Source organism: Bradyrhizobium sp. CCBAU 53415, from assembly GCF_028128735.1.
Classification (GTDB): domain Bacteria; phylum Pseudomonadota; class Alphaproteobacteria; order Rhizobiales; family Xanthobacteraceae; genus Bradyrhizobium.
Map to the genome: position 1 here is coordinate 173,465 of NZ_LBJF01000021.1, position 23,538 is coordinate 197,002.

Annotated in this window: 20 protein-coding genes; 10 read left to right on the top strand and 10 right to left on the bottom strand. The window is 65.6% G+C overall.

Going from position 1 to position 23,538, the window contains the following annotated elements:
- Positions 1–37 precede the first annotated feature (37 nt).
- From XH87_RS14145 to XH87_RS14155, 3 genes are all read left to right on the top strand, one after another.
- Positions 38–913 carry a dihydrodipicolinate synthase family protein gene (locus tag XH87_RS14145; RefSeq protein ID WP_271587757.1) on the top strand — a complete coding sequence of 292 codons (876 nt, stop codon included), beginning with the start codon at positions 38–40 and terminating at the stop codon, positions 911–913.
- A gap of 171 nt (positions 914–1,084) precedes the next feature.
- On the top strand, positions 1,085–2,176 hold the full coding sequence (locus XH87_RS14150; RefSeq protein WP_271587758.1) for a S1C family serine protease: 1,092 nt from the start codon (positions 1,085–1,087) through the stop codon (positions 2,174–2,176).
- Positions 2,177–2,302: 126 nt separating this feature from the next.
- Entirely contained in the window at positions 2,303–4,627 is a 2,325-nt protein-coding gene (locus tag XH87_RS14155) for a xanthine dehydrogenase family protein molybdopterin-binding subunit (protein ID WP_271587759.1), read from the top strand.
- Positions 4,628–4,860: 233 nt separating this feature from the next.
- Here XH87_RS14155 and XH87_RS14160 read toward each other — a convergent pair whose 3' ends face one another.
- The 3 genes from XH87_RS14160 to XH87_RS14170 are packed head-to-tail and all read right to left on the bottom strand — an operon-like array spanning position 4,861 to position 8,072.
- Complete coding sequence (locus XH87_RS14160) at positions 4,861–6,057, bottom strand: acyl-CoA dehydrogenase family protein (protein WP_271587760.1); 1,197 nt, start codon at positions 6,055–6,057, stop codon at positions 4,861–4,863.
- Positions 6,058–6,072: 15 nt separating this feature from the next.
- Entirely contained in the window at positions 6,073–7,212 is a 1,140-nt protein-coding gene (locus XH87_RS14165; RefSeq protein ID WP_271587761.1) for an acyl-CoA dehydrogenase family protein, read from the bottom strand.
- Positions 7,213–7,217: 5 nt separating this feature from the next.
- Positions 7,218–8,072 (bottom strand): enoyl-CoA hydratase, encoded by an 855-nt coding sequence (locus tag XH87_RS14170; protein ID WP_271587762.1) that lies wholly within the window; start codon positions 8,070–8,072, stop codon positions 7,218–7,220.
- Positions 8,073–8,237: 165 nt separating this feature from the next.
- On the opposite strand from XH87_RS14170, the gene XH87_RS14175 reads away from it, so the two are divergent.
- The 6 genes from XH87_RS14175 (at position 8,238) to XH87_RS14200 (ending at position 13,544) form a co-directional block, all read left to right on the top strand.
- On the top strand, positions 8,238–8,846 hold the full coding sequence (locus XH87_RS14175) for a LemA family protein (protein WP_035713494.1): 609 nt from the start codon (positions 8,238–8,240) through the stop codon (positions 8,844–8,846).
- 156 nt (positions 8,847–9,002) lie between these two features.
- A complete protein-coding gene (locus XH87_RS14180; protein WP_271587763.1) occupies positions 9,003–9,926 on the top strand; it encodes a TPM domain-containing protein in 924 nt (307 codons plus the stop codon).
- Positions 9,927–9,931: 5 nt separating this feature from the next.
- Positions 9,932–10,429 (top strand): TPM domain-containing protein, encoded by a 498-nt coding sequence (locus XH87_RS14185; RefSeq protein ID WP_271587764.1) that lies wholly within the window; start codon positions 9,932–9,934, stop codon positions 10,427–10,429.
- A gap of 333 nt (positions 10,430–10,762) precedes the next feature.
- On the top strand, positions 10,763–11,731 hold the full coding sequence (locus tag XH87_RS14190; RefSeq protein ID WP_271587765.1) for a hypothetical protein: 969 nt from the start codon (positions 10,763–10,765) through the stop codon (positions 11,729–11,731).
- Between the two features lie 92 nt (positions 11,732–11,823).
- On the top strand, positions 11,824–13,362 hold the full coding sequence (locus tag XH87_RS14195; protein ID WP_271587766.1) for a hypothetical protein: 1,539 nt from the start codon (positions 11,824–11,826) through the stop codon (positions 13,360–13,362).
- A gap of 17 nt (positions 13,363–13,379) precedes the next feature.
- Entirely contained in the window at positions 13,380–13,544 is a 165-nt protein-coding gene (locus XH87_RS14200) for a hypothetical protein (RefSeq protein WP_193374172.1), read from the top strand.
- Positions 13,545–13,547: 3 nt separating this feature from the next.
- On the opposite strand, the gene XH87_RS14205 is transcribed toward XH87_RS14200, so the two are convergent.
- The 3 genes from XH87_RS14205 to putA all read right to left on the bottom strand — a co-directional run bounded on the left by XH87_RS14205 (position 13,548) and on the right by putA (position 18,803).
- The gene (locus XH87_RS14205) at positions 13,548–14,195 is read right to left on the bottom strand and encodes a glutathione S-transferase family protein (protein ID WP_271587767.1); all 648 of its coding nucleotides are present in this window, start codon (positions 14,193–14,195) and stop codon (positions 13,548–13,550) included.
- Between the two features lie 276 nt (positions 14,196–14,471).
- The gene (locus tag XH87_RS14210) at positions 14,472–15,677 is read right to left on the bottom strand and encodes a CaiB/BaiF CoA transferase family protein (protein WP_271587768.1); all 1,206 of its coding nucleotides are present in this window, start codon (positions 15,675–15,677) and stop codon (positions 14,472–14,474) included.
- A gap of 114 nt (positions 15,678–15,791) precedes the next feature.
- On the bottom strand, positions 15,792–18,803 hold the full coding sequence (gene putA, locus XH87_RS14215; protein WP_271587769.1) for a bifunctional proline dehydrogenase/L-glutamate gamma-semialdehyde dehydrogenase PutA: 3,012 nt from the start codon (positions 18,801–18,803) through the stop codon (positions 15,792–15,794).
- 114 nt (positions 18,804–18,917) lie between these two features.
- Here putA and XH87_RS14220 point away from each other — a divergent pair, with 114 nt between their 5' ends.
- Positions 18,918–19,379, top strand: coding sequence for an Lrp/AsnC ligand binding domain-containing protein (locus XH87_RS14220; protein ID WP_018317238.1), 462 nt, complete (start codon positions 18,918–18,920; stop codon positions 19,377–19,379).
- 170 nt (positions 19,380–19,549) lie between these two features.
- Here the strand turns inward: XH87_RS14220 and XH87_RS14225 are convergent, their stop codons facing one another.
- From XH87_RS14225 to XH87_RS14240, 4 genes are all read right to left on the bottom strand, one after another.
- Complete coding sequence (locus tag XH87_RS14225; RefSeq protein ID WP_008563500.1) at positions 19,550–19,750, bottom strand: cold-shock protein; 201 nt, start codon at positions 19,748–19,750, stop codon at positions 19,550–19,552.
- Positions 19,751–19,957: 207 nt separating this feature from the next.
- Positions 19,958–20,266: a SorB family sulfite dehydrogenase c-type cytochrome subunit gene (sorB, locus tag XH87_RS14230; RefSeq protein WP_271587770.1), complete on the bottom strand. Its 309-nt coding sequence runs from the start codon at positions 20,264–20,266 to the stop codon at positions 19,958–19,960.
- 12 nt (positions 20,267–20,278) lie between these two features.
- Positions 20,279–21,478: a SorA family sulfite dehydrogenase catalytic subunit gene (gene sorA / locus XH87_RS14235; RefSeq protein WP_271587771.1), complete on the bottom strand. Its 1,200-nt coding sequence runs from the start codon at positions 21,476–21,478 to the stop codon at positions 20,279–20,281.
- A gap of 221 nt (positions 21,479–21,699) precedes the next feature.
- Positions 21,700–23,430: an adenylate/guanylate cyclase domain-containing protein gene (locus XH87_RS14240; RefSeq protein WP_271587772.1), complete on the bottom strand. Its 1,731-nt coding sequence runs from the start codon at positions 23,428–23,430 to the stop codon at positions 21,700–21,702.
- Between the last annotated feature and the right edge of the window lie 108 nt (positions 23,431–23,538).

The window sequence follows — 23,538 nt, forward strand, 5'->3', positions numbered from 1 at the left end:
GGCGCCGCGGCGGCCTGATATCCCGAATGCAGCTGACATGTCCGAATTCCACGGTGTCTTTCCCTATCTCGTCTCGCCCGTCGATGCCGACGGCACGGTGCGGACCAACGTGCTCGCAAAGCTCTGCGACGATCTGATCGGCGCCGGCGTGCATGGCCTGACGCCGCTGGGCTCGACCGGCGAATTCGCCTATCTCAACGCCGGGCAACGCACGGCGGTCGTGCAGACCACGATCGAGGCCGCGCGGGGCCGCGTGCCGGTCATCGCAGGCGTCGCCTCCACCTCCACGGCGGATGCGGTGGCGCAGGCAAGGGCCTGCCAGAGGCTCGGCGCCGCTGGCATCCTGGCGATCCTGGAAGCCTATTTCCCACTCGCCGATGCCCAGGTCGAATCCTACTTCCGCGCCATCGCCGACGCCGTGGACATTCCCGTCGTCATCTACACCAATCCACAATTTCAGCGTTCCGATCTCACCCTCGACGTCATTGCGCGCCTCGCCGAACATCCGCGCATCGGCTACATCAAGGATGCCTCGACCAACACCGGCCGGCTGCTCTCGATCATGAACCGCTGCGGCGATGCCTTGCAGGTCTTCTCCGCCTCGGCTCATATCCCCGCCGCAGTGATGCTGATCGGCGGTCGCGGCTGGATGGCGGGACCGGCCTGCATCATTCCGCGCCAGAGCGTCGCGCTGTACGACCTCTGCAAGGCCGGACGGTGGGACGAGGCCATGGCGCTGCAGCGCCGGCTGTGGCGCATCAACGAAGCCTTCGCCCGCTTCAACCTCGCCGCCTGCATCAAGGCGGGGCTTTCGATCCAGGGCTACGACGTCGGCGATCCCGTCCCGCCGCAGGCGCCGCTCACGGCAGAGGCAAGGAAGGTCGTGGACATGGCGCTGCGCGAGCTGACCTAGCTGTTTGGCACGCGGCAATATGCCCCGGCACCCGTGCATCAGCCGGAAAAGCCCTTACCTGTCCAACCGGGAAACTTCCGTTCGTTTGCGACGTTGCTGCGTAAGCCGGATCTGTCACCCCATGCATATGCATCCCAAGGCCGCATTCAGCACTGAAGACGGTGGTCACCGATGAATCGTCGCTACGCGATTGCCGCGGCAGCCTTCGTCGCCCTGCTGCTTGCCGTCACTGCCGCGAAGATCCTGCATGTCCCTGTCCCATGGACGGCGCCCTCCGCACGCGCGGTCGAGCAGCGGGGGCCGCTGTCCGAGGGCGAAAAAGCCACCATCGACATCTTCGAGCGCGTGTCACCTTCGGTCGTCCAGGTGGCAGCCAAATCGGCGGCCAGTCCTCTCATGGGTGAGGAAGGCCAGGGCGGCTCTTCCGGCACGGGATTCGTATGGGATCGCGACGGACATCTCGTGACGAACAATCACGTCGTCGCCAGTGGCGGCGAGATCGCCGTGCGCTTTGCCTCGGGAGAGGTGGCCGAGGTCGACCTCGTCGGCACGGCTCCCAATTACGATCTCGCGGTGCTGCGGATCCGCAGCGTGCGCCAGCTTCCGGCTCCGATTGCGCTCGGCAGTTCGAGCGACCTGAAGGTCGGGCAATCCGCCTTCGCGATCGGCAATCCCTTCGGACTGGATCAATCGATGACGAGCGGCATTATCAGCGCGCTCAAGCGCAGGCTTCCGACCCATGGCGGCCGGGAAATTGCCAACGTCATTCAGACCGACGCCGCGATCAACCCCGGCAATTCGGGCGGACCGTTGCTCGACTCCGCCGGCCGGCTGATCGGCGTCACCACGGCGATCATATCCCCGTCCGGTTCGAACGCCGGCATCGGCTTCGCGGTCCCGGTCGACGTCGTGAACCGGATTGTGCCCGAGCTCATTCGCAACGGTCGCGTGCCGACACCCGGCATCGGCATCGTGGCCGCCGGCGAGGATGTCTCGACCCGGCTTGGCGTCGAAGGGGTGATCGTGGTGCGGACGGCCCCCGGCAGCCCTGCCGAGCGGGCGGGGATTCGCGGTGTCAACTTTTCCACGGGAGCGGTCGGAGACATCATCACCGCGGTCGAGGGCAAGCCGGTGCGGCGCCTCTCCGACCTGACCGATGCGCTCGAGCAGGCCGGCGCCGGGAAGACCGTTCGCCTCACTGTCAAGCGGGGCTCGGACACCCGTGACGTGAATATAGGCATCATCGACATCGATAGGTCCTAGCCGGCCGATCCGCGCCAGCAAAGCGGCTCTGACGCGCATTGCAGATGTGCCGGGGCTCGGTTGTCTGGCCCGCAAAATCGGTTAAAACCGCCGCGGTCGTTTTCCGGATTTCGAGGACATAACGGAATGAACATTCTTCCCGGCAATTTGCGTTTCGGAGCGGGCCAGCCCGTCAAGCGTTTGGAAGACCAGAGGCTGCTCACCGGGAAGGGACAGTTCATCGACGACAAGCCGGAGGACGGCGCGCTGTGGTTGCACGTGCTGCGCTCGCCGCATGCCCACGCGAAGATCGTCTCGATCGACACCGGCGCTGCGGCCGGAATGCCCGGCGTCACCGCAATCTACACCGGCGCGGACCTCGTCAAGGACGACGTCGGCAGCATCCCGACGCTCAATATCTTCAAGCGCCCCGACGGCAAGCCGATGACCGTGCCGCCGCGCCGGCTGCTGGCCCACGAGATCGTGCGCTACGCCGGGGAGGCCGTGGCCGCAGTGGTGGCTTCATCGCGCGCGGAGGCGCAGAGCGCCGCCGAAGCGATCGTCGTCGAGTACGACGTTCAGCCCGCGGTGGTCGATCCCATCGAGGCGGTGAAGCCCGGCGCGCCCGTGGTGTGGCCGGAGGCGCCCGACAACATCGTCGGCGCCATGAGCTATGGCGATGCCGCCAAGGTGGACGAGGCATTTGCCAGGGCCGCGCACACCGTCGAGCTCGATCTCGTCAGCCAGCGCCTCGTTCCTTCCGCGATGGAGCCGCGCTCGACCATTGCCGAGATCGACAAGAAGTCCGGCCGCCTCCTGCTGCACGTGCAGTCGCAGACCCCGGCCTCGACCCGCGACGTGCTGGCGGAGGCCGTGCTCAAGCGCCCCAAGGACAGCGTGCGCGTGCTGGTCGGCGACATCGGCGGCGGGTTTGGCCAAAAGACCAACCTCTATCCCGAGGACGGCATCGTCGCCTACGCCGCGACCAAGCTGAACAAGAAGATCCGCTGGCGCGGCGACCGCACCGACGAGTTCGTCGGCGGCACCCATGGCCGCGATCTGACCTCGACGGCGTCCTTCGCGCTCGACGAAAAGGGCAAGGTGCTGGCCTATCGCGTCAAGTCGATCGGCTGCACCGGCGCCTACTCCTCGGGTGCGGCCAACATCATCCCGCTGGTGCTCGGGCCCTTCGTGCAGACCGGCGTCTACGATCTGCCGCTGGTGCATTTCGAAGTGAAGTCGGTGATGACCCATACCGCGCCGGTCGGCGCCTATCGCGGTGCGGGCCGCCCCGAGGCGGTTTTCATCGTCGAGCGCCTGTTCGATGCCGCCGCGCGAAAGATCGGCATGGATCCGCGCGCGATCCGCAAGGCCAACTACATCAAGCCGGGGCAGCTGCCGTACACGAATGCGGCGGGGCAGGTCTACGATTCCGGCGCCTTCGCGCACATGCTCGACCGTGCCGTGAACCTCGCAGACTGGGACGGTTTTGCCGTGCGCAAGAAGGCGGCGAAGAAGAAGGGCCTGCTCTACGGCCGCGGGCTCACTTCCTACATCGAATGGACCGGCGGTCGCGCGCATACCGAGAAGGTCAGCCTGCACGCGACCTCGCAGGGGCGCGTCGTCCTGCATTCCGGCACCATGGCGATGGGGCAGGGGCTGCAGACCACCTACACCCAGATGATCTCCGACACGCTCGGCATTCCCATGGACAAGATCGACGTCGTGCAGGGCGACACCGATCTCGCCACGGGCTTCGGCAGCGTCGGCTCGCGCTCGCTGTTCGTCGGCGGCACTGCCGTGGCCGTGTCGTCGAACGACCTGATCCAGAAGGCGCGCGAGAAGGCAGCGAACGTGCTGGAGACCTCGGTCGAGGACATCGAGTATCAGGGCGGCATGCTCACCGTGGTCGGCACCGACCGCCGCATCAGCCTGTTCGATCTCGCCGAGAAGGAGAGCGGTGCCAAGCTCAGCGTCGATTCCGAAGGCGAAGTCGACGGCCCGAGCTGGCCGAACGGCACGCATATCTGCGAGGTCGAGATCGATCCGGAGACCGGCGTCTCCAAGGTCGTGCGCTACACCACGGTGGACGATGTCGGCGTCGCCGTGAACCCGATGCTGGTGACGGGGCAGATCCATGGCGGCGTGGCGCAGGGCATCGGCCAGGCGCTGTATGAAGGTGTGTCCTACGATGCCGACGGCCAGCTCCTCACCGCCAGCTACCAGGACTACTGCATTCCGCGCGCCGACGACGTTCCGCCGATCGTGGTGACGCTGGATGATACCGCGCCCTGTCGCACCAATCCGCTCGGCGCCAAGGGCTGCGGCGAATCCGGCGCCATCGGCGGCCCTCCCTGCGTCACCAACGGCGTGATGGACGCGCTCGCCGAACTCGGCATCACCCAGCTGAATACGCCGCTGACGCCGCAGAAGATCTGGCAAGCGATAAGGGACGCGAAGGCGGCGGGTTAAGGTTAAGGGCGGCGCGTTGCTGCCTCGGCTGTTGCGGTACTCTCCGCTGTCGTCCCGGGGCGCGCAAAGCGCGACCCCGGAACCCAACCACAGGATGTGGTTTGGCGCGAAGCGGGTAACTCCGAGTCCCCGCAACCACATCTCCCTGTGGTTATGGGTTCCCGCGTTCGCGGGGACGACAGCGGAGATTGGAGCGCGAGCACGCGCCAAAGGCCCGGGCTACGAATCCAGCCTCAAATCCCCAGCATCATCTTCGCGATGATGTCGCGCTGGATCTCCGAGGTGCCGCCGAAAATCGTGTAGGCGCGGCCGTTGAGATATTCCGGCATCACAGTCAGCATCTCCTCGGGCGTCGCCGGCTCGTGGTTGAGCTTGTAGAGCGGGCGCATCGGCTCGACCGCGAGGGCGTCGTGGCCGATCACGTCGGCGCCCAGCCGCGTCACCGCCTGGCGGATCTCGCTGTTGCGCAGCTTCAGGATCGACGACACCGCGCCGGGATTTTGGCCGGTTTGCAGCGCGGAGAGCACGCGCAGCTCGGTCATCTCCAGCGCATCGATGTCGACCTCGACCTCCGAGATGCGCGTGGCGATATCGGGGCTGTCGATGGCGCGTCCCGTGAGATCCGACTCGGCAAGGTCCGCGATCGCCTTCAATCCCTCGCGCAGCTTCGCTGAGGCAATCCCAGAGCCGCGCTCGAATTCGAGCAGATATTTGCCGTAGGTCCAGCCCTTGCCTTCGTCGCCGACGCGGTTGGCCACGGGCACGCGCACGTCGTCGAAGAACACCTGGTTGACCTCGTGGTCGCCGCCGATGGTGAGAATGGGACGCGTGGTGATGCCCGGCGTCTTCATGTCGATCAGGATGAAGCTGATGCCGTCCTGCTGCCGCGGCCCGTCGCTGGTGCGCACCAGCGCGAACATGCGGTTGGCGTGGTGGGCATGCGTGGTCCAGATCTTGGTGCCGTTGATGATATAGTCGTCGCCGTCGCGCACCGCGCGCGTCTTCAGCGAGGACAGATCGGAGCCGGAGCCCGGCTCGGAATAGCCCTGGCACCAATAATCCTCGCCGGAGAGGATCCGGGGCAGGTAGAAGTTCTTTTGCTCCGGCGAGCCGAAGCCGATGATGACCGGCCCCACCATCTTCACGCCCATCACGTTGACGCTGGGCACGCCGGCGCGCGCGCATTCGGTCTCGAAGATCCAGCGCTGCGCCGGTGTCCAGTCCGGCCCGCCATGTTCGACCGGCCAGCCAGGTGCGCCCCAGCCCTGGCGGTGCAGCGCACGCTGCCAGGCCATGCCGATGTCAGGGTCGGAAAATACGGAGGGCGTCAGCGCGGTCGCGCGCTTCATCTCCTCGGTGAGATTCTTGGCGATGAAGCCGCGCACCTCGTCCTGAAAGGCACGCTCCTCGGCATTGAACGACAGGTCCATGTTGCGCTCCTTGGGTCAGGCCCTGCGGCCAAGCTCGGCGTGGCGCGCGTAATGGTGCGCGCTGCCACCGAACAGCGTGTCGAAGGCGACGAGGCGCTTGAAATAGGCGCCGACCTCGAGCTCCTCGGTGACGCCCATGCCGCCGTGGAGCTGGATCGATTGCTCGCCGACGAAGCGGGCGCATTTGCCGATTTTTGCTTTCGCGCCGGACGCGGCCCGCGCGCGCTCGACCGGCGGGCTATCTGCCTTCAGCGCAGCGCGCAGCGCGATCGATCGCGCCTCGTCGACCTGCATCGCCATGTCGGCGAGGCGGTGGCGGATCACTTGGTTGGCGGAGAGCGGCCGGCCGAACTGTTTTCGGATCTTGGTGTATTCCAGCGTCGTCTCCAGCAGCGTCTGCATGATGCCGACGGCCTCCGCACCGAGTGCGGCCATGGCGCGATCGATGGTGCATTCGATCGCCGGCAGCGCGTCCTGGCCGTCGCCGAGCAGGGCGTCTTCCGGCAGATGCACGTCGAACAGCTCGATGTTGCAGGCACGTCCACCGCCAAGGCGCGGATAGTCGCTGATGACGAGGCCTGGCGTCGTCGCCTGCACGAGGAACAGACCGATCCGACCCGACGGCCCCCGATGATCGTGGATATGCGCGGAGACGATGATCTGGTCGGCGGCGTGTCCGTCGAGCACGGCGGTCTTGCTGCCGGCGAGGCGCCAGCCTTGCGCCGTCTTGTTGGCGCTGGTCGTGACCTTGGCGAGATCGAACCGGGCCGCGCGCTCGGAATGCGCAAAGGCAAGCTTCAGTGATCCATCCGCCACTTTGGGCAGGCTCGCCTGCTTCTGCTCCGCGGTGCCGCATCTGGCGATCAGCGCGGCGCCGAGCACCACGGTTGCGACATAGGGCTCCGACACCAGCCCGCGGCCGAAGGTTTCCATCAGGATGCCGATCTCGACCGCGCCGCCGCCGAGCCCGCCGAACTCTTCGGGAAGCGGCAGCGCCAGCCAGCCGAGCTCGGCGAACTGCTTCCACACCGAAGGGCTGAAGCCGAGCGGGTCGTTCGCCATCTTGCGGCGATGATCGGCATCGTAGCTCTGCGCCACGAAGCGCTCCGCGCTCTCGCGCAGCAGCTTTTGCTCGTCACTGAGATTGAGGTCCATCGTGTCTACTCCGCGGCCGCCGGCGGCTTGCGCACGGAGGGATGCAGTCCGGAGGGATCGACGATCATGCCGAACTCCTGGAGATTGTGGGCGTGGCAGAGCTGGTGCAGCGCAAAAGCCTGGTCGATCGCTGCCGGCTGGCCCATCACGTCGACCGAACGATTCACTGCTTCCTTGGTCAGCTTCAGCGCGAAGGAAGGTTTTGCCGCGATCCGGCGCGCCAGCTCAAGCACGCGCGACGATAATTCCGCGCGCGGCACGACCTGGTTGACCATGCCGAGCTGGTGCGCCTCCTGCGCGCTCCAGCTGTCGGCGGTGAACAGGAGCTCCTTGGCCTTGCGCGGGCCGAGTTCCCAGGGATGGACGAACCATTCGACGCCGCAGACGCCCATGGTGACGACGGGATCGCAGAACTGCGCATCGTCGCTGGCGATGATGAGGTCGCAGGCCCAGGCCAGCATCAGGCCGCCGGCGATGCACTTGCCGTGCACCTCGGCAATGGTGGGCTTCGCAAGGTTGCGCCAGCGCCGCGTGATCTGGAGATATATTTCCTGCTCGCGGGCGAAGCGGCCATGAGCGCCAGCTTCGGCAAAGCCGCCCCAATGTCCGATCGGTGGAAAATCGAGGCCTGCGGCATTCCGGCCTCCGGGGCGCAGGTCATGGCCGGACGAGAAGTGCGGCCCATTGCCGGCGAGGATGATCACCTTGACCGCATCGTCCTGCACCGCCGCATCGAAGGCGGCGTTGAGGTCGTAGGTCATTTGCAGGTTCTGCGCGTTGCGTGCGTCGGGCCGGTTCATCACGATCCGGCTGATCGCCGGATCCGGCCTCTCCACGAGGATGGTCGCGAACGAGGACATGCGTTACCTCCGGCGTTTCCGTTCTTGTTTTGCCGGAGTTGACTATGTCGGCTGGCGCCAGGCAAGAGGCTTGCGTCAGTCCGCTGCTTTTCGTGCCTCCCAAGCGTCTGGTGCCGTGTGCGCCCAATCTGGTAGTTTGCGTCAGATTCCACCGGGAGAAATTTGATGCGCAAGATCCTGACCGTGCTGGCGGCGCTGGCCTCGCTGAGTCTGACCAATTGCGGCTACAACGCGATCCAGAGCGAGGACGAGCAGATCAAGTCCGCCTGGTCCGAGGTCGTGAACCAGTATCAGCGCCGCGCCGATCTCGTGCCCAACCTCGTCAACTCGGTGAAGGGCTTTGCCCAGCAGGAAAAGGATGTCCTGCTCGGCGTCACCAACGCCCGGGCCAAGGTCGGCAGCATCCAGGCGACCCCCGAGGTGCTGAACGACCCCGCCGCGTTCCAGAAATTCCAGGCCGCCCAGGGCGAACTCTCCAGCGCGCTGTCGCGGCTGCTGGTCGTCACCGAGAACTATCCGCAGCTCAAGTCCGATGCGTTGTTCAAGGATTTGATGTCGCAGCTCGAGGGCACCGAGAACCGTATCACCGTGGCGCGCAACCGCTACATCAAGTCGGTACAGGAGTATAACGTCACCATCCGCTCCTTCCCGAGCAACCTCACCGCGATGGCATTCGGCTACAAGGAGAAGCCGAACTTCTCGGTCGAGAACGAGAAGGAGATATCGACCGCGCCGAAAGTGGATTTCAACCCGGCACCGGCACCGTCGAAGTAACCGCGCGCCGCTTTGCGAATGCTCGACGCCCCACCCACCGCTGTCATTCCCCGCGCAGGCGGGGAATCCAGTACGACGCGGCTTCTCGGTTCAAGCACTACGGCCTCTGGGATACTGGATCGCCCGCCCCGGTGCGCAGCGCGCACAAGGCGGGCGATGGCATCGAGGTTGTGGCGAGCTCGTTCGGCCTTCACTGCGCTTGTCCTCGCCATCGCGCTGCTTCTCGCCTTCGCGCTTCCGGCCTCAGCCGACGTCGTCGTCCCCGAACTCACCGGCCGCGTCGTCGATCAGACCGGCACGCTCTCCAGCAGCGACATCGCCTCGCTCTCGCAAAAGCTGCGTGACTTCGAGTCGCGCAAGGGCAGCCAGATCGCCGTCCTGATCGTCCCGACCACGCAGCCGGAGACGATTGAACAATTCTCGATCCGCGTCGCGGAGGCCTGGAAGATCGGCCGCAAGAAGATCGACGACGGCGCGATCCTCGTCGTCGCCAAGAACGACCGGCACCTGCGCATCGAGGTCGGCTATGGCCTCGAGGGCGCGCTGACCGACGTGACCTCGCGGCGCATCATCGACGAGGATATCACCCCCAAATTCAGGAGCGGCGACTTCGCCGCGGGCATCGACGCGGGTGTCGACCGCATGATGCGGGTGATCGATGGCGAGCCGCTGCCGTCACCCTCGCGCAGCGCAAACTTCGCCCACAATCTGGACGACCTTGTGCCGGTGTTTGCCGTGGCGCTGTTCGCCTCGATCGGCGTCGGCGGGTTCTTCCGCGCGATCCTGGGACGGCTGCTCGGATCGTTGGTGACCGGGGGCATCATCGCGGCGGTGACCTGGTTTATCCTCGGCTCCGCGGCGCTCGCCGCGGCCGTTGGCGTGCTCGGCTTCATCATCGGATTTGTCGCCGATCTGTTTTCGGCGATCACCCCGGGCACGGGCCGTTCGCGCGGCGGCCCGTGGTCGAGCGGCTCATCGGGAGGCGGTTGGAGTAGCGGATCGTCGAGCAGCAGCGACAGCGGCGGCTTCAGCGGCGGTGGCGGCAGTTTTGGCGGCGGCGGCGCCTCGGGGAACTGGTAGCGGTCATGAGCATCAAGCGCATTGCCAGGCATCTCGCGCAATATCATTGGCGGGCGAGGCAGATTTTTCCGCGAGCCGTGCTCGATCGCATCGAGCAGGCGATCAAGCGCGGCGAGGCGACCCATTCGGGGCAGGTCCGTTTCGTCGTCGAAGGTGCGCTTGATGGCGCGCCGCTGTTCCGCAACCAGCCGGCGCGCGAGCGCGCGCTCGACGTGTTCGCGCACCTGCGCATCTGGGACACCGCGCACAACAACGGCGTGCTGATCTATCTGCTGCTCGCCGATCGCGACGTCGAGATCATCGCCGATCGCGGCATCGACGCGAAGGTCGGCGCGACCGGATGGGAGACCATCTGCCGCGCGATGGAGGCGGAGTTCGCCTCAGGCCAGTTCGAGCGCGGCGTGATCGCCGGCATCGAAGCGGTGTCGCGCGAGTTGGCGCGGCATTTCCCGCCGGCCGCATCGCATCCGAACGAGTTGCCGGATGCACCGGTCGTGATGTGACGGACTGTGATGTGAAGGGCGCTGCCCAGTCCGTCATTGCGAGGAGCCCTTGCGACGAAGCAATCGCCGCCGCGGAGAGATTCTGAATTGCTTCGCTGCGCTCGCGATGACGGTGAGATAGTTGCGCGTTGTGCATCATTCCGCTGCCGTTCATCTCGGCCCGGTTACAAATTGTTTCACGCCCGCCACACCGGTTCCATCTTCCCGGCCCAATTCGGCCCCGGATAACTTCCTAAAATTTCGGTAAGCGGGTCCCGAGGTAAGGATTTCGCAAGCAATGAAAGTTACCAAAAGGTCAATCCAGAGCGGAGTATTTGAACTGTGAGCGAACCAATGGCTGAGCAGGCTGCCCAGGATAAGAGCGTCGTCGAAGCCGGTACGACCACGCCGCAGGCTGTCGAGGCTGCCGGGATCGACGCCCCCTCGATCGCGCCCGACCACGAGGCGCCACCCAGGCCGGATCCGGTCAAGGCGGATGCTCCCAAAGTCGAGCCCCCGCGGATCGACGTGCCGAAATTCGAAGCGAAGGCCGAGTCCAAGCCCGAGTCCAGGCCCGGCAAGCTCATTGTCATGGCGCCCTCGGAGCGGTCCTGGGACCGCGAGGACTTTGCTCCCCATGTCAAGGCGGACGAGCCGCGCGAGACCGGCGGCAAGCGCCGCTTGTCTGCGATGGCCGCGGTGGTGGCGATTGCCGCTTGCGTCGGCGCGATCAGCGGCGCGCTCGCGACCGCCGGCATGATGCGTTTCGCAGCCCCGGCCCAGGCGCCGGTACAGGTCGCCGACACCAGCGCGCTCGATGCTTCGGTCGCGCGAATCGATGCCGACCTCGTCGCGCTGAAGGCCAATGTCGAGCACGGTTCGAAATCCGGCGTCAGCCAGTTCAACCGGACCAACGACCGACTCGACAAGCTCGAGAAGGCGCAGGCCGAGCCGCTGGCCAGAATCGCCAAGCTGTCCGAGACCGTCGACAAGCTTCGCGCCGCGCCGCCCGCCGCCCCAGCGCAGGCCGCGGCAGCTCCCGCCAAGGAGACCACCGGCTCGATCGCGCCGACCCAGGTTGCGACCGCCGCAGCCGCACGGGCACCAGCCGCGCCCAAGACCGAGGTCGGGCGTCTTCCGACGATCGAGGGCTGGAGGCTGCGCAACGCCGCCAATGGTGGTGCGCTGATCGAGGGCCGCGACGGCCTCTACGAGGTCTATCCCGGCGATCCCATCCCCGGCGTCGGCCGCGTCGATGCGATCCGCCGCCAGGACGGCCGCTGGGTGGTCGTCACCAGCAGGGGCCTGATCGTGTCGCGCTGAGCGTTCGATATCGACTTTCGAAAAGGCGCTTCACCACCATGTGAGGCGCCTTTTTACTTGAATAGGTGTCCCTGCGCGGTGTTACCTGAAGCATGGGCCGTGCCTTGCGAATTCTCTTTGCTGTCGCCGCATTGTTAGGTGGCGTCCATTCGCTATTCGCAGCGGAAAATACTGCTCTGACGCGCGGCACCGCCATCACCGATCCCGATCTCCTGCGCAAGCTCGACCAGAACGATACGCTGACGATCTCGCGCCTGCTCGCGCCGGAGCGGAACGCCGACGTCCCGCTCACGACCGACCTGATGTTGGCGTCGCTGCCGCAGCTCAAAGCGATTCTGCCGGCGATCGATGCGGAATTCGACCGCTACATCGCGCGCTACAAGGCGGCATATCCGACCGAAACCATCGGCGTCGGCGAGGGTTTTGACGCGCAATTGTTCGATCGGGCCAATCTGAAATCTCCCGACACGGGTTTCGTGCTGGCTGGGATCGTCAATCGCATGGACCGCGCCTATGTCGCCGAAGAGTCCTGCGGCGAGATCCGGCTGATCTACCGTCTCGCGCGCTTCGAGAGCAGGCCGGATGGCGGCAAGACCGCAACGCGCCTCCCGATGACGCTCAACCTCGTGATGAAGGCGGGCGATCCGCGCCAGACGGATGCGAAGGGCAAACTGGTGACCTGCGCCGAGGTCGCCCGGCGCTGGCTCGACAATGGCGATTGGCAAGGCCTGATCGGCAGTCGCGTCCCTCCCTACGACGCCATGCTCGACCGCATCGAGACCAACATCCAGGTCTCGGTCGCGCCGAAATCGGCGCTGCATGATTTCCGCTCCGACTATCTGCTCAAGGTGTTCAAGTACGACGCTGCCACGAAGAGGTTCGAGGAATCGACGCTGGAGAACCAGATCGACCGCGACAGGATCTTCGCCGACAATGATCTCCGACGCGACTTCCGGGATTGGCTGCTCGCGCCCAATCATCTGCGCGAGTTCGATCGCGGCACCGTGCTGATCCCGGAGAAGTTCCTGGCCAGGGCCGCAGTGGTGCCGACGCCCGCCGGCCTCGATGCTTCGGCGCTGCAGCCCGCGTTCGGCATGATGCAAGGTGAGGGCAACGGCGATCCAGTCTTCACCGATGGCGAGGTGGTCGGTGCGCTGAAGCAGGCGGCGGCACGCGGCGTCGAGATGCAGAACATCCGCTCAGTCGCCGGTTTCCAGCGCCGTCTCAATGACGTCACCTGCGCCGGTTGCCACCAGACCCGCGGCATCGGCGGCTTCCATTTCCCGGGCGTCGACTGGCTTGCGGACAAGCCGTCGAATTCCGCCATCGTGCCGGCCTCGCCGCATTTTTTCGGCGACCAGCTCCGCCGCCGCGACATCCTGACCGCGTTCGCCGCGGGCAAACGTCCTGATTTCTCACGCGGATTTGCCAGCCGGCCGCAGACCCGCGGCAGCCCGGAGCTGGCCGGGACCGAGTATCAGGACGGCTGGGGTGCGCATTGTTCCCTGCAAGATGCGGGATCGGGATCGCCGGACAGGAGTTTTACGTCATGGAGCTGTGCTAACGGTCTCACCTGTCAGGCTGCCGCGGCCTCGCGCCGCATCGGCATGTGCTTCATCAAGACGCGTTAAACCGATTTGGATGACCCATGACGGATACCAGCGGGACCAACAAGGAGCGCAATCGCGAGATCGCGCGGAATGAGGAAGCCAAGCAGGTCACCGGCAGCATCCGCGTCAGCACCTGGGCGGTCGCGGTGGCCGTCATCGTCGGCGGGATCTTGTTTACGCTCGGCTGGCTGGCGCTGAGGTAGCCCTCACTTCGCGTAGTTCGTCATCCGCTTGCCCGGCAGCAGCTCATAGGCCGGCTTCCAGCCGGGCAGCGCGGCCATGCGGCCGAGCCAGGCGTGGATGGCGGGATGGCTCGCCGCGAAATCGAAGCCGTGCTCGTCGCTCGGATAGTGCAGATAGGCCATCATCGAGATGTCGGCGACCGTGGGCTTTGCTCCGATCGCGAATTCATTGTGCTGGAGATGTCCGTCGAGAATGCCGAGGAAGTCGTCGAGCCGGCGACGAAAATGCTTCAGCACCTGCGGATCGTTCTTCTCGGTGAAGGCGCGCATGAAGCGATAGGTCGCCATGTAGCCGGTGAGCTTGTGGTTGTCCCAGAACAGCCAGCGCAGCAGCTCGAACTTCTCTTCCTCCGTTTCGGCGCCGAAGCGGCCATATTGCTCGGCGAGCTTGAGCAGGAGGGGCGCGGTCTGCGTCATCTTCACGCCGTCGATCTCGAGCACGGGAATTTCGCCCATCTCGTTGACGGCGCTGCGCCACTCCGCCGTGCGCGTGACGCCGCCGCCAAAGTCGGTCCACACCGGCGCGAACGTCTCGCCGCACAGCGTCAGCATCAACGCCAGCTTGTAGCTGTTGCCGGATTCAGGGAAGTAGTGCAGGCGGTAGCTGGGCATGGGACCTCATGACATGTGTTTTGTCGATGTATAGCGCGATCGTCCTGCGTCGTCATTGCGAGCGCAGCGAAGCAATCCAGCAATGCATCTGGCGAAGCGAGCTATCTCCTCGCTGTCGTCCCGGACAAGCGAAGCGCAGATCCGGGATCCGTAACCACAGGCCTCGGTTTGGCGAAGACTCGGAGTTACCAGTCACGCGCGATAACCACTCCCTGTGGTTATGTGTCCCGGCGTTCGCCGGGACGACAGCGGAGCAGGTCGTACCAGTGCGCGGCCTTACCCCACCGCCCCCGAACCCCGCAGCGCCTTGATCGCCGCCTCGTCGTATCCCGCGCCACGCAAGATCTCGTCACTGTGCTCGCCGACCGCTGGCGGCTTGCGCGGCTGCACCTTCCTGGCGCCGTCGATCCAGATCGGGCTGTTGATGGTGAGCATGGTGTCGTTCTCGAACGGCACCAGCACCTCGTTGTCGAGCATCTGCTTGTCGTTCGGGATGTCGTCCAGGATGGCGACGACGCCGAACACGAGGCCGTTGCCGTCGAGGATATTGCGCCATTCGGCGAGATCCCTGGTCGCGAAAGTGTCGTCCAGGATCTTGATCAGCTCGACCGAGCGGGCATGGCGGTCGGCCTTGGTGGCAAAGCGAGGATCATTGATCAAATCCTCGCGCCCGAGGCAGCGCGCCAGCGTCGGAAACTGCTTCTCCTCGTTCAGCAGAGACAGGATCAGCCAGCGGCCGTCCCTGCACTGATAATGGTTGGCGACTGCGTTCAGCGCGCGCTCGCGTGGCCGTCGCTCGCCGAACCTGGCGCCGCAGAGTTTTGCCTGCGCCAGCACGCTCGCCGCCCACACCCCGTTCGCCATCAGATTGGAGGCGACGTGCGAGCCCTTGCCGGTCTTCTCGCGCTGATAGAGCGCGGTGACGATGGCGCCGTAGAACGCCATGGCACAGGGATGATCGCCCATGCCGGCGACAGAACGTGCCGGCGTGGTGTCGGTGTCGGCGCGGACGAGGTCCATCAGGCCGGACCGCGCCCAATAGGCATTGCTGTCGAAGCCGGGCTTGTTGGCCTCTTCGCCCTTCTCGCCATAGCCGGTGAAGGAGGCATAGATCAGCCGATCGTTGAGATGGGCGAGATGGTCGTAGGTGATGCCGAGCTTGGCGCGCACCGGCGGCGGCATGTTGGTGATGAAGACGTCGGCCTCCGCCACCAGCTTGTACAGTACGGCCTGCGCCTCGGGCTTTGCGAGGTCGAGCGCGATGCTCTTCTTGTTGCGGGCCTCCAGCAGCCAGGCGAAATTGTGCTCGCCGGTCGGATAGCCCGGCAGGTTCGGCAGATTGCGGTAGGGGTCCCCGGCGCCGGGCGGCTCGATCTTGATGACGTCGGCGCCGAAGTCCGACAGCACGGTCGCGGCCGCGGGCGCTGCGATGAAGCTCGCACAGTCCAGAACCTTCAGACCCGCAAAAATGCCCTTGTCCATCGCGGCGTTGCTCCCTCGCTCCAGTCGTTTCCCGCGCGCTGGAATTGGCGCGGGCGCATCATGCAGCATTAGACCGATGTTTCCGCGGGATGCAACGGCGCCCGGCGCAGGGCCTCACTCCTCCCCCGCAAGCAACGCAGCATTGCCGCCGGCGGCCGCGGTGTTGATCGTCACGGTCTGCTCGGTCGCAAAGCGCGCGAGATAGTGCGGGCCGCCGGCCTTCGGGCCGGTTCCGGACAGGCCGTTGCCGCCGAACGGCTGCACCCCGACCACGGCGCCGATCATGTTGCGGTTGACGTAGATGTTGCCGACCTGGGCGCGATCGATGATCGCCTCGACCGTGTCGTCGATGCGGGAGTGGACGCCGAGGGTGAGCCCGTAGCCGGTGCGCTCGATCGCTTGCAGGACGCGTTCGAGGTTCTCGGCGCGATAGCGTACGACATGCAGGATCGGGCCAAAGACCTCCTCGGTGAGCTGGCCGGGCTCCTTCAGCTCGAAGATGTGCGGCGCGACGAAGCAGCCTTCCGGCGCATCGCCTGCAAAGTGCAGCCGCGCCTCGCGCTTCATTCGCGCGATGTGCGCATCGAGGCGCTGCCTGGCCTCCTCGTCGATCACCGGCCCGACATGGGTTGCGACGTCGGAGGGATCGCCGATCTTCAACTCGCGCGCGGCGCCCGCGATCATCTCGATCATGCGGTCGGCGACGTCCTCCTGCACGAACAGGAGCCGCAGCGCCGAACAGCGTTGGCCGGCTGAACGGAAGGCCGAGGTCACGACGTCGTCGGCGACCTGTTCGGGCAGCGCGGTGGCATCCGCAATCATGGCGTTGATGCCGCCGGTCTCCGCGATCAGCGGCACGATCGGCCCGTCCTTGGCAGCAAGCGTCCGGTTGATGCTGCGGGCAACCTCGGTCGAGCCGGTGAAGACGACACCGGCGATATCCGCGTGCGCGGTCAGCGCGGCCCCGATGCGGCCATCGCCGGTGACGAGGTGCAGCGCGCTCTTGGGGATGCCCGCCTCGTGCAGCAGGGCCACGGCCTCGCGAGCGATGCGAGGCGTCTGCTCGGCCGGTTTTGCGACCACGCTGTTCCCGGCCATCAGCGCCGCCGTGACCTGTCCCAGGAAGATCGCCAGCGGAAAATTCCATGGCGAGATCGCGACGAAGACGCCGCGGCCGCGCATGGCGAGCGCGTTGCTCTCGCCGGTCGGGCCGGGCATGGCGGCATCGGCGCCGAACAGCTTGCGGCCCTGCGCGGCATAGTAACGGCAGAAGTCGGCGGCTTCGCGCAGCTCCGACAACGCATCGTCAAGCGTCTTGCCGCCCTCGGCTTGCAGCAGCGCGATGAAATGCGCGCCTCGGCTCTCCAGGAGATGCGCGGCCTGCTCCAGCGCCGCCGCGCGCGTAGCTGCCGGCGTCCGGCTCCAACTGGCAAAGCCCGCGCGTGCTGCGGCCACGGCTGCGCTGGCCTGATCCGGCGTCGCGTCGGTGATGGATTCGAGATCGGCCGCCTCGGCCCTGACGCCGGCCAGCAGCTGGTCGAGTGCGGCACGCTCGCCGAATTCGACGCCGCGCGAATTGCGCCGCTCCGGCGCGAACAGATCTGCCGGCAACGGAATCCTGGGATGGGCCGCCTGTTGTGGTCGGCCGATGGCATCCGCCGGGCGCTGCAGCAGCGCCGAAACCGGCACGCGATAGTCGGCCGCCTGCGCCACGAACGACGAGTTGGCGCCGTTCTCCAGGAGCCGGCGCACCAGATAGGCGAGCAAATCACGATGGCTGCCCACGGGCGCATAGGTGCGGTGGGCGAGGTTCGGGTGATCTTTTGCCAGTTGCTCGTACAGCGCCTCGCCCATGCCATGCAGGCGCTGGAATTCGAAGCCGCTGCCGTCAGCGGCAAGCTCCAGCACGGTCGCGACCGTCAGCGCGTTGTGGGTGGCGAATTGCGGGAAGATGCGCGGCCGCAAGGCGAGCAGTTTCGTCGCGCAGGCGATGTAGTTCAGATCCGTCATCGCCTTGCGTGTGAACACGGGATAGCCGTCGAGGCCGCGCTCCTGCGCGCGCTTGATTTCGGTGTCCCAATAGGCGCCCTTGACCAGCCGCACCATCAGCTTGCGCTCATGCGCGCGGGCGAGTTCGTCGACATAGTCGATCACCGCGCCGGCGCGCTTCTGATAGGCCTGGACGGCGAGGCCAAATCCGTCCCAGCCCCCGAGCGAGGCGTCGGCCAACGTTGCCGCGATCACGTCGAGCGACAGTTCCAGCCGGTCGGCCTCTTCTGCATCGACGGTGAAGTTCAAATCATGAGCCTTGGCGCGCTGTGCCAGATCCAGCAGCAGCGGCACCAGTTCCCCCATCACGCGGTCGCGGCTGATCGCCTCGAAGCGCGGATGCAGCGCCGATAGTTTGACCGAGATGCCGGGCCGGTCGGGCAGGGGATGGGAGCCCGCCGCCTTGCCGATCGTTTCAATCGCGCTGGCATAGGCATCGAAATAGCGCTTCGCGTCCGCCGCCGTGCGTGCGCCTTCGCCGAGCATGTCGAAGGAATAGCGCGGCTTCTGGCCGGAGCGCGGCCGGCCCCGCTCCAGCGCCTGCTCGATGGTCTCGCCCAGCACGAAATGATTGCCCATCAGCCGCATCGCCTGGCGCGTGGCGGTGCGCACCGCCGGCGCGCCGAGCCGCTTCACGAGACGGCCGATGGTGCCCTCGGGCGTCTCGCCGGGCTGGATCACCCGTGCCGACAGGCCGAGCGCCCAGGCCGAAGCGTTGACCAGGAACGCGGTGGACTTGGTTTCGTGATGGATGAAATCGCCCTCGCCGAGCTTGTCCTCGATGAACTGGTCGGCGGTGCGCGTGTCGGGGACGCGCAGCAACGCCTCGGCCAGCACCATCAGCGCCAGCCCTTCCTTGGTCGAGAGCGCGAACTCCCGCAGCATGTCCTCGACCCCGCCAAGACTACCTGCAAGCCGGTCGTCGCGCTTGCGGATCGCCTCGATCAGCCGCGTCGCGGTGCGGTCGATCCGCGCCTCTTGCGGCGGGCTCGGATGTGCCGACGGCAAGAGACGCGCGGCAAAGTCGGCGTCGTCGGGTGCATAGGGCGCAGCGAAGGGAGGCGGGATGTTCGGCATGGCGTGTCCTGTGGCTGACATCCAGGATAAGGCCGGCATGACCGTAGTTCGATGGACAAATTAGTGACTTTACCTTAGAAAGTGAAGTTCAATGAGAAAATGGCCGAATAAAATATGGAACTCGATCGCATCGACCGGAAAATCCTCTCGATTCTGCAGGAGGATGGGCGCATCGCCAATGTCGAGCTCGCCGAGCGCATCGGGCTGTCGCCGACGTCGATCGGCGAACGGTTGAAGCGCTTGCAGCGCGAGGGTTTTGTCGAGGGCTACGGTGCGCGGCTCAACCCGCACCGGCTCGGTCTTGGCCTGTTGGTGTTCGTCGAGGTGCTGCTCGACAAGACCACGCCCGACAATTTCGAGCGCTTTGCGCGTGCAGTGAAACTCGCGCCCGAGGTGCTGGAGTGTCACATGGTTGCCGGCGGCTTCGACTATCTTGTGAAGGCGCGGCTTGCGGACATGGCCGCTTATCGACGCTTCCTCGGCGAGACCCTGCTGTCGATGCCGGGCGTGCGCGAGACGCGGACCTATGCGGTGATGGAGGAGATCAAGCGCGACGCACCGTTGCCGGTGGGCTGACGAAATGCCGTCGCGATTGTCGTTGCTGTGGCGTGAACAAACGGTCTTCCAAGGAAAAATAGCTATCCTCGTGCAATCGCAACGCCTGTCGTCGAGTGCACTGGCCGTCTTCTGAAATTTTCTTGGCCCGGCTCCCGGATTGGTCCGGGAGGCAGCAAAAGCTGGCGGGCTTATACTTTGAGGTTCTCTGCGGAGGTCTTGCCCCGGTTTGCGATCTCTTCGTATTCCACCGTCTGTCCCTCGTTGAGAGTGGACAGGCCGGCTTTCTGCACTGCCGAGATATGCACGAACACATCCTTGCCCCCCGACGCAGGCTGGATAAATCCATAACCCTTCGTCGGGTTGAACCACTTGACCGTACCTTTAGCCATCACGACTTCTCCGCGGGTCTTCCTCCGAGATATCGAACCGCCAATCCCCGCCAACCGGCCGGTTCGGTCCTAACAGGATACGCGGATTGTGGCGGGCTTGGTAGCTCAAACCATATCGGCATTCTGCTGAATTCCGCTCAACTTCGCGGCGTTTTTGCCGCTTTTGCCCGTTTCGCGGTCAAATGGCCCGCGCGCGTCCGGCATCCGTCAATACGTCGCAGCCAGATAATCGACGATCTTGCCGACATCCGCGTCGTCGATCGGCGCGCCATAGACCTTGATCATCTTGGTCACCTCGGCCTGCCAGAAGCCTTTCCGGTCCTTCATCGGCGGTTGCGTGGCGATGTAATCGGACGAGTGACAGGCGCTGCAATTGCCTTGCACGACCTCGAGATTGGGACCAGGCTTGAAGGCGGCGACCTCGTCGGGGGTCTTGTAGTTGACCGGCGCGGCAAGCGCCGAACTCACCACGGCGGCGAGGGCGAGCGTGATGGCGAGGGGAATGGTGCGCTGCATGATCATTCTCCTTCAGGCCACCGTCACGCGGACGGTTTCGATGACGTTGCGCAGATAACCCGCTGGATTCCAGCGCGGCGTGTCCGGCTGGGTCTCGCCGCCATTGCCGGTGGCCCGTACCTTGAGCTCGTGGCCGCCTGCCGCGAGCTTCACCGGCAGCTTCCATTCGCGGAAGGCGTATTTGCCAAGGTCCTTGCCGAGCTTGGCGTTGGTCCAGGTCTTGCCGCCGTCGGTGGAGACCTGGACCTCCTTGATGCCCTTGCCGCCGTCGAAGGCGATGCCGCGCAGGGTCACAGCTCCCGCCTTCAGCCTGGCGCCGTCAGGGACGCTGGTGATGAAGGACCGGATGGTGAAGCGGTTGATCGGGATCGTCGTCTTCGGGGCGGTGCCTGGCTCGACCGCATTGTTGGGCGTGTCGGGAATGCGATAGGCCGACTTCATCCAGAAGCCGTCATAGACATTGTCGATGACGGTGATCTCGTTGAGGTGCTTGACCCAGTAGGTGCCGTAATAGCCGGGCACGATCAGGCGCAGCGGAAAGCCGTTGAGGAACGGCAGGTCCTCGCCGTTCATGCCATAGGCCAGCATCACCTCGCCATCGGCGGCGTGATCGAGATCGAGCGCCTTGACGAAATCGGGCGTCTTGTCGCTGACCGGCCCGTCCATGCCGTTGAACGTCACCTGCTTGGCGCCGCTCTGCACGCCGGCCATCTCCAGCACGGTCTTCAGCGGCACGCCGCGCCAGCGCGCGCAGCCCATCGCGCCGTTGGCGAGCTGGCCTCCGGCGACGCGCGGCTCGAAGAAGCCGCGGCTGTTGCCCGAGCACTGGTTGACGGCGACGATCTCGGCCGCCTTCATCTTCCTGATGTCCTTCAGCGACAGCTTGAGAGGCTTGTCGACCTTGCCCTTGACCTCGAGCGTGAACTTGTCGGGGTCGAGATTGTAGGGCAGGTCGGAGAGATGATAGCGCACGAAGAACGCATTGTTCGGCGTGATCGGGCCGTCGTTGAACACCGCAAACGGGGTCTCGAGCTGCGGCGGCCGGCCGGTCAGGCCGATCATCGGCCGCTTCTGCGGATATTTCACCAGCGGCCGTTCGCCATTGGCGAAGGGAAGGGTCACGGTGTCGAGCGCCAGCGCCCTGGTGGAATTCAGTGTGGCCGCAATGGCGGCAAGGCCCGCTCCTTTGAGCAGGTCGCGTCGATCGAACATTCTGGTCTCCTCCCGGAGCTTTTCGTTGGACCGCGGTCATCACCGCGGGACCCGCGCTCATCTGTCGCCACGATCTGGATGATGTCAATTCGTGCTTTCGCAGCAAGCCCATGCCGCTGCGTTGCAGCAGGTCGGTGTTACGTGGTGGCAAGAGGGAGCCGAGTTGTAGCCGCGAGCCGCGGTGCGCTCCCTCGCCCCGCTTGCGGGGAGAGGTGAAGAGGTCACGCCGCGATGCGCGCGCTCCCGTCGACCAGCGCCGTCAGCTCCCCCGCATCCGCCACCACGCGCACGGCCATCGGTTCCTCGCGGCCGCGGATTGCGACCTCCTGCTGCGGCAGGACGTCCTCGTCAAGGTGCGCGGTGCGGCGGATTTCCTCCGATATGATCGCCTCGCAGGCCAGCGTCTTGGTCATGTCCTGGAGGCGGGCGGCGACGTTGACGGCATCGCCGAGCGCGGTGAAGACGATGTGATCGCGATAGCCGATGTCGCCGATAATGACTTCGCCGCCGTGGATGCCGATGCCGAAGCGGATCGGCTGGCGCAGATCGTGGCTGAGGAGCTCGTTGAGCTCGTCTATATGCGTGGCGATTCCGGCGGCGGCCTTCAGCGCCTGCCGGCACGCGGTCTGCGGGTCGGCCGACAGCCCGAACAGCGCCAGCATGCCGTCGCCGACGAACTGGTTCGGCTGGCCGCCATTCTCGATGACGGCCTGCGAGACCGCTCCGAGGAAGCGGTTGACGATGAAGACCGTGTCGAACGGCAGCCGCTTCTCGGCAAGTTGCGTCGAGCCGCGCATGTCCACGAACAGGCTGACGAGATAGCGCTCCTGGCCGATGCGCGCCGGCGTCGATCCCTGCGCGTTCGCCGATGACGTTTGCGGCGTGAAGAGCTGGAAGAAGGAGAGATCTGATGTCGGCCGCAGCTGGCAGGCGAGCCTGATCGAGGGATCGCTGGTGCCGACGCGGGTCAGCACGAAGGCCTCGCGTTGCGACGGTTCGGGCAGGGCACCATGATCGCCGATGACGCGGATGCGGCAGGTCGAGCAGCGGGCGCGGCCGCCGCAGACGCTGGCATGCGGCACATTGTGGCGCAGGCTTGCTTCCAGCACGGAGAGGCCTTTTGGCACGCGCACCGTCTTGCCGTTGCCGTAGGACAGCGCGATCATGCCGCCGCGCCTTTCGCGCAAGGCGCGTGCGCCACGCGCCACCAGCACCAGTCCCAGCAGACCGAAATAACCGACGGTGAGGCCGCCGGCGATGCGGTCCAGCGTGTTGCCTTCCGCAACCGTGCCAACCTGGCGGCGGGTGAGATTGTGCGTGCGCCATTCTCCATCGCCGCTCTCGATGGCGACGCTGCGGCCACCCTGATAGATGCCGAGCAGCGCCAGCGTCGGGATCAGCACCGCGGCTGCCAGCAGATAGGGTGCCGCGCGCGTGAAGAACGGTTTGAGGCGAAGCCAGAAGAAAATGCCGATGCAGCCGTGCACCCAGGCGATGAGAAGCAGGATCGTCATCTGCCAGAGCCGGCCCGGCGCCGCGACGAAGAACAGATAGAGTTCCTGCGGATAGAGCTTCTGATGATCGTACAGCGTGTAGCCGAGCCGCACCCCGATCACGTGTCCCATGACCAGGGCGGGAATGCTCAAGCCCAGCACCAATTGGAGCGGCTCGATCGTCCGCCAGCGGAACTGCCGGCGCTGATACAGGGCGTAGATGCCGAGGCCCATATGGGTGAGCGCAGCCGTGTAGAACACGATCGCGACGGGGAGGAACTGCCAGAACAGGGTGTGGTAGTAGACCCCGACCTCCATGGCATCGACCGAGACGTTGCCGAGCGCATGGTTGAGGAAATGGCTGACCACATAGGCGAACAGGATGACGCCGCAGATGAGCCGCACCTGCCGCACGCTGGTGGCGCGGACGACGGACATCTGTATGGGAGCGGTGGCCATGATTCGATTGTATCAGTTCATGGAAGAGAACAGCCAGCGTAGCGTTTAATTCCAGGGGTGGATATCGCCTCCGATCACATGCGCGGCATGCCGCCGCATACTCCGCCG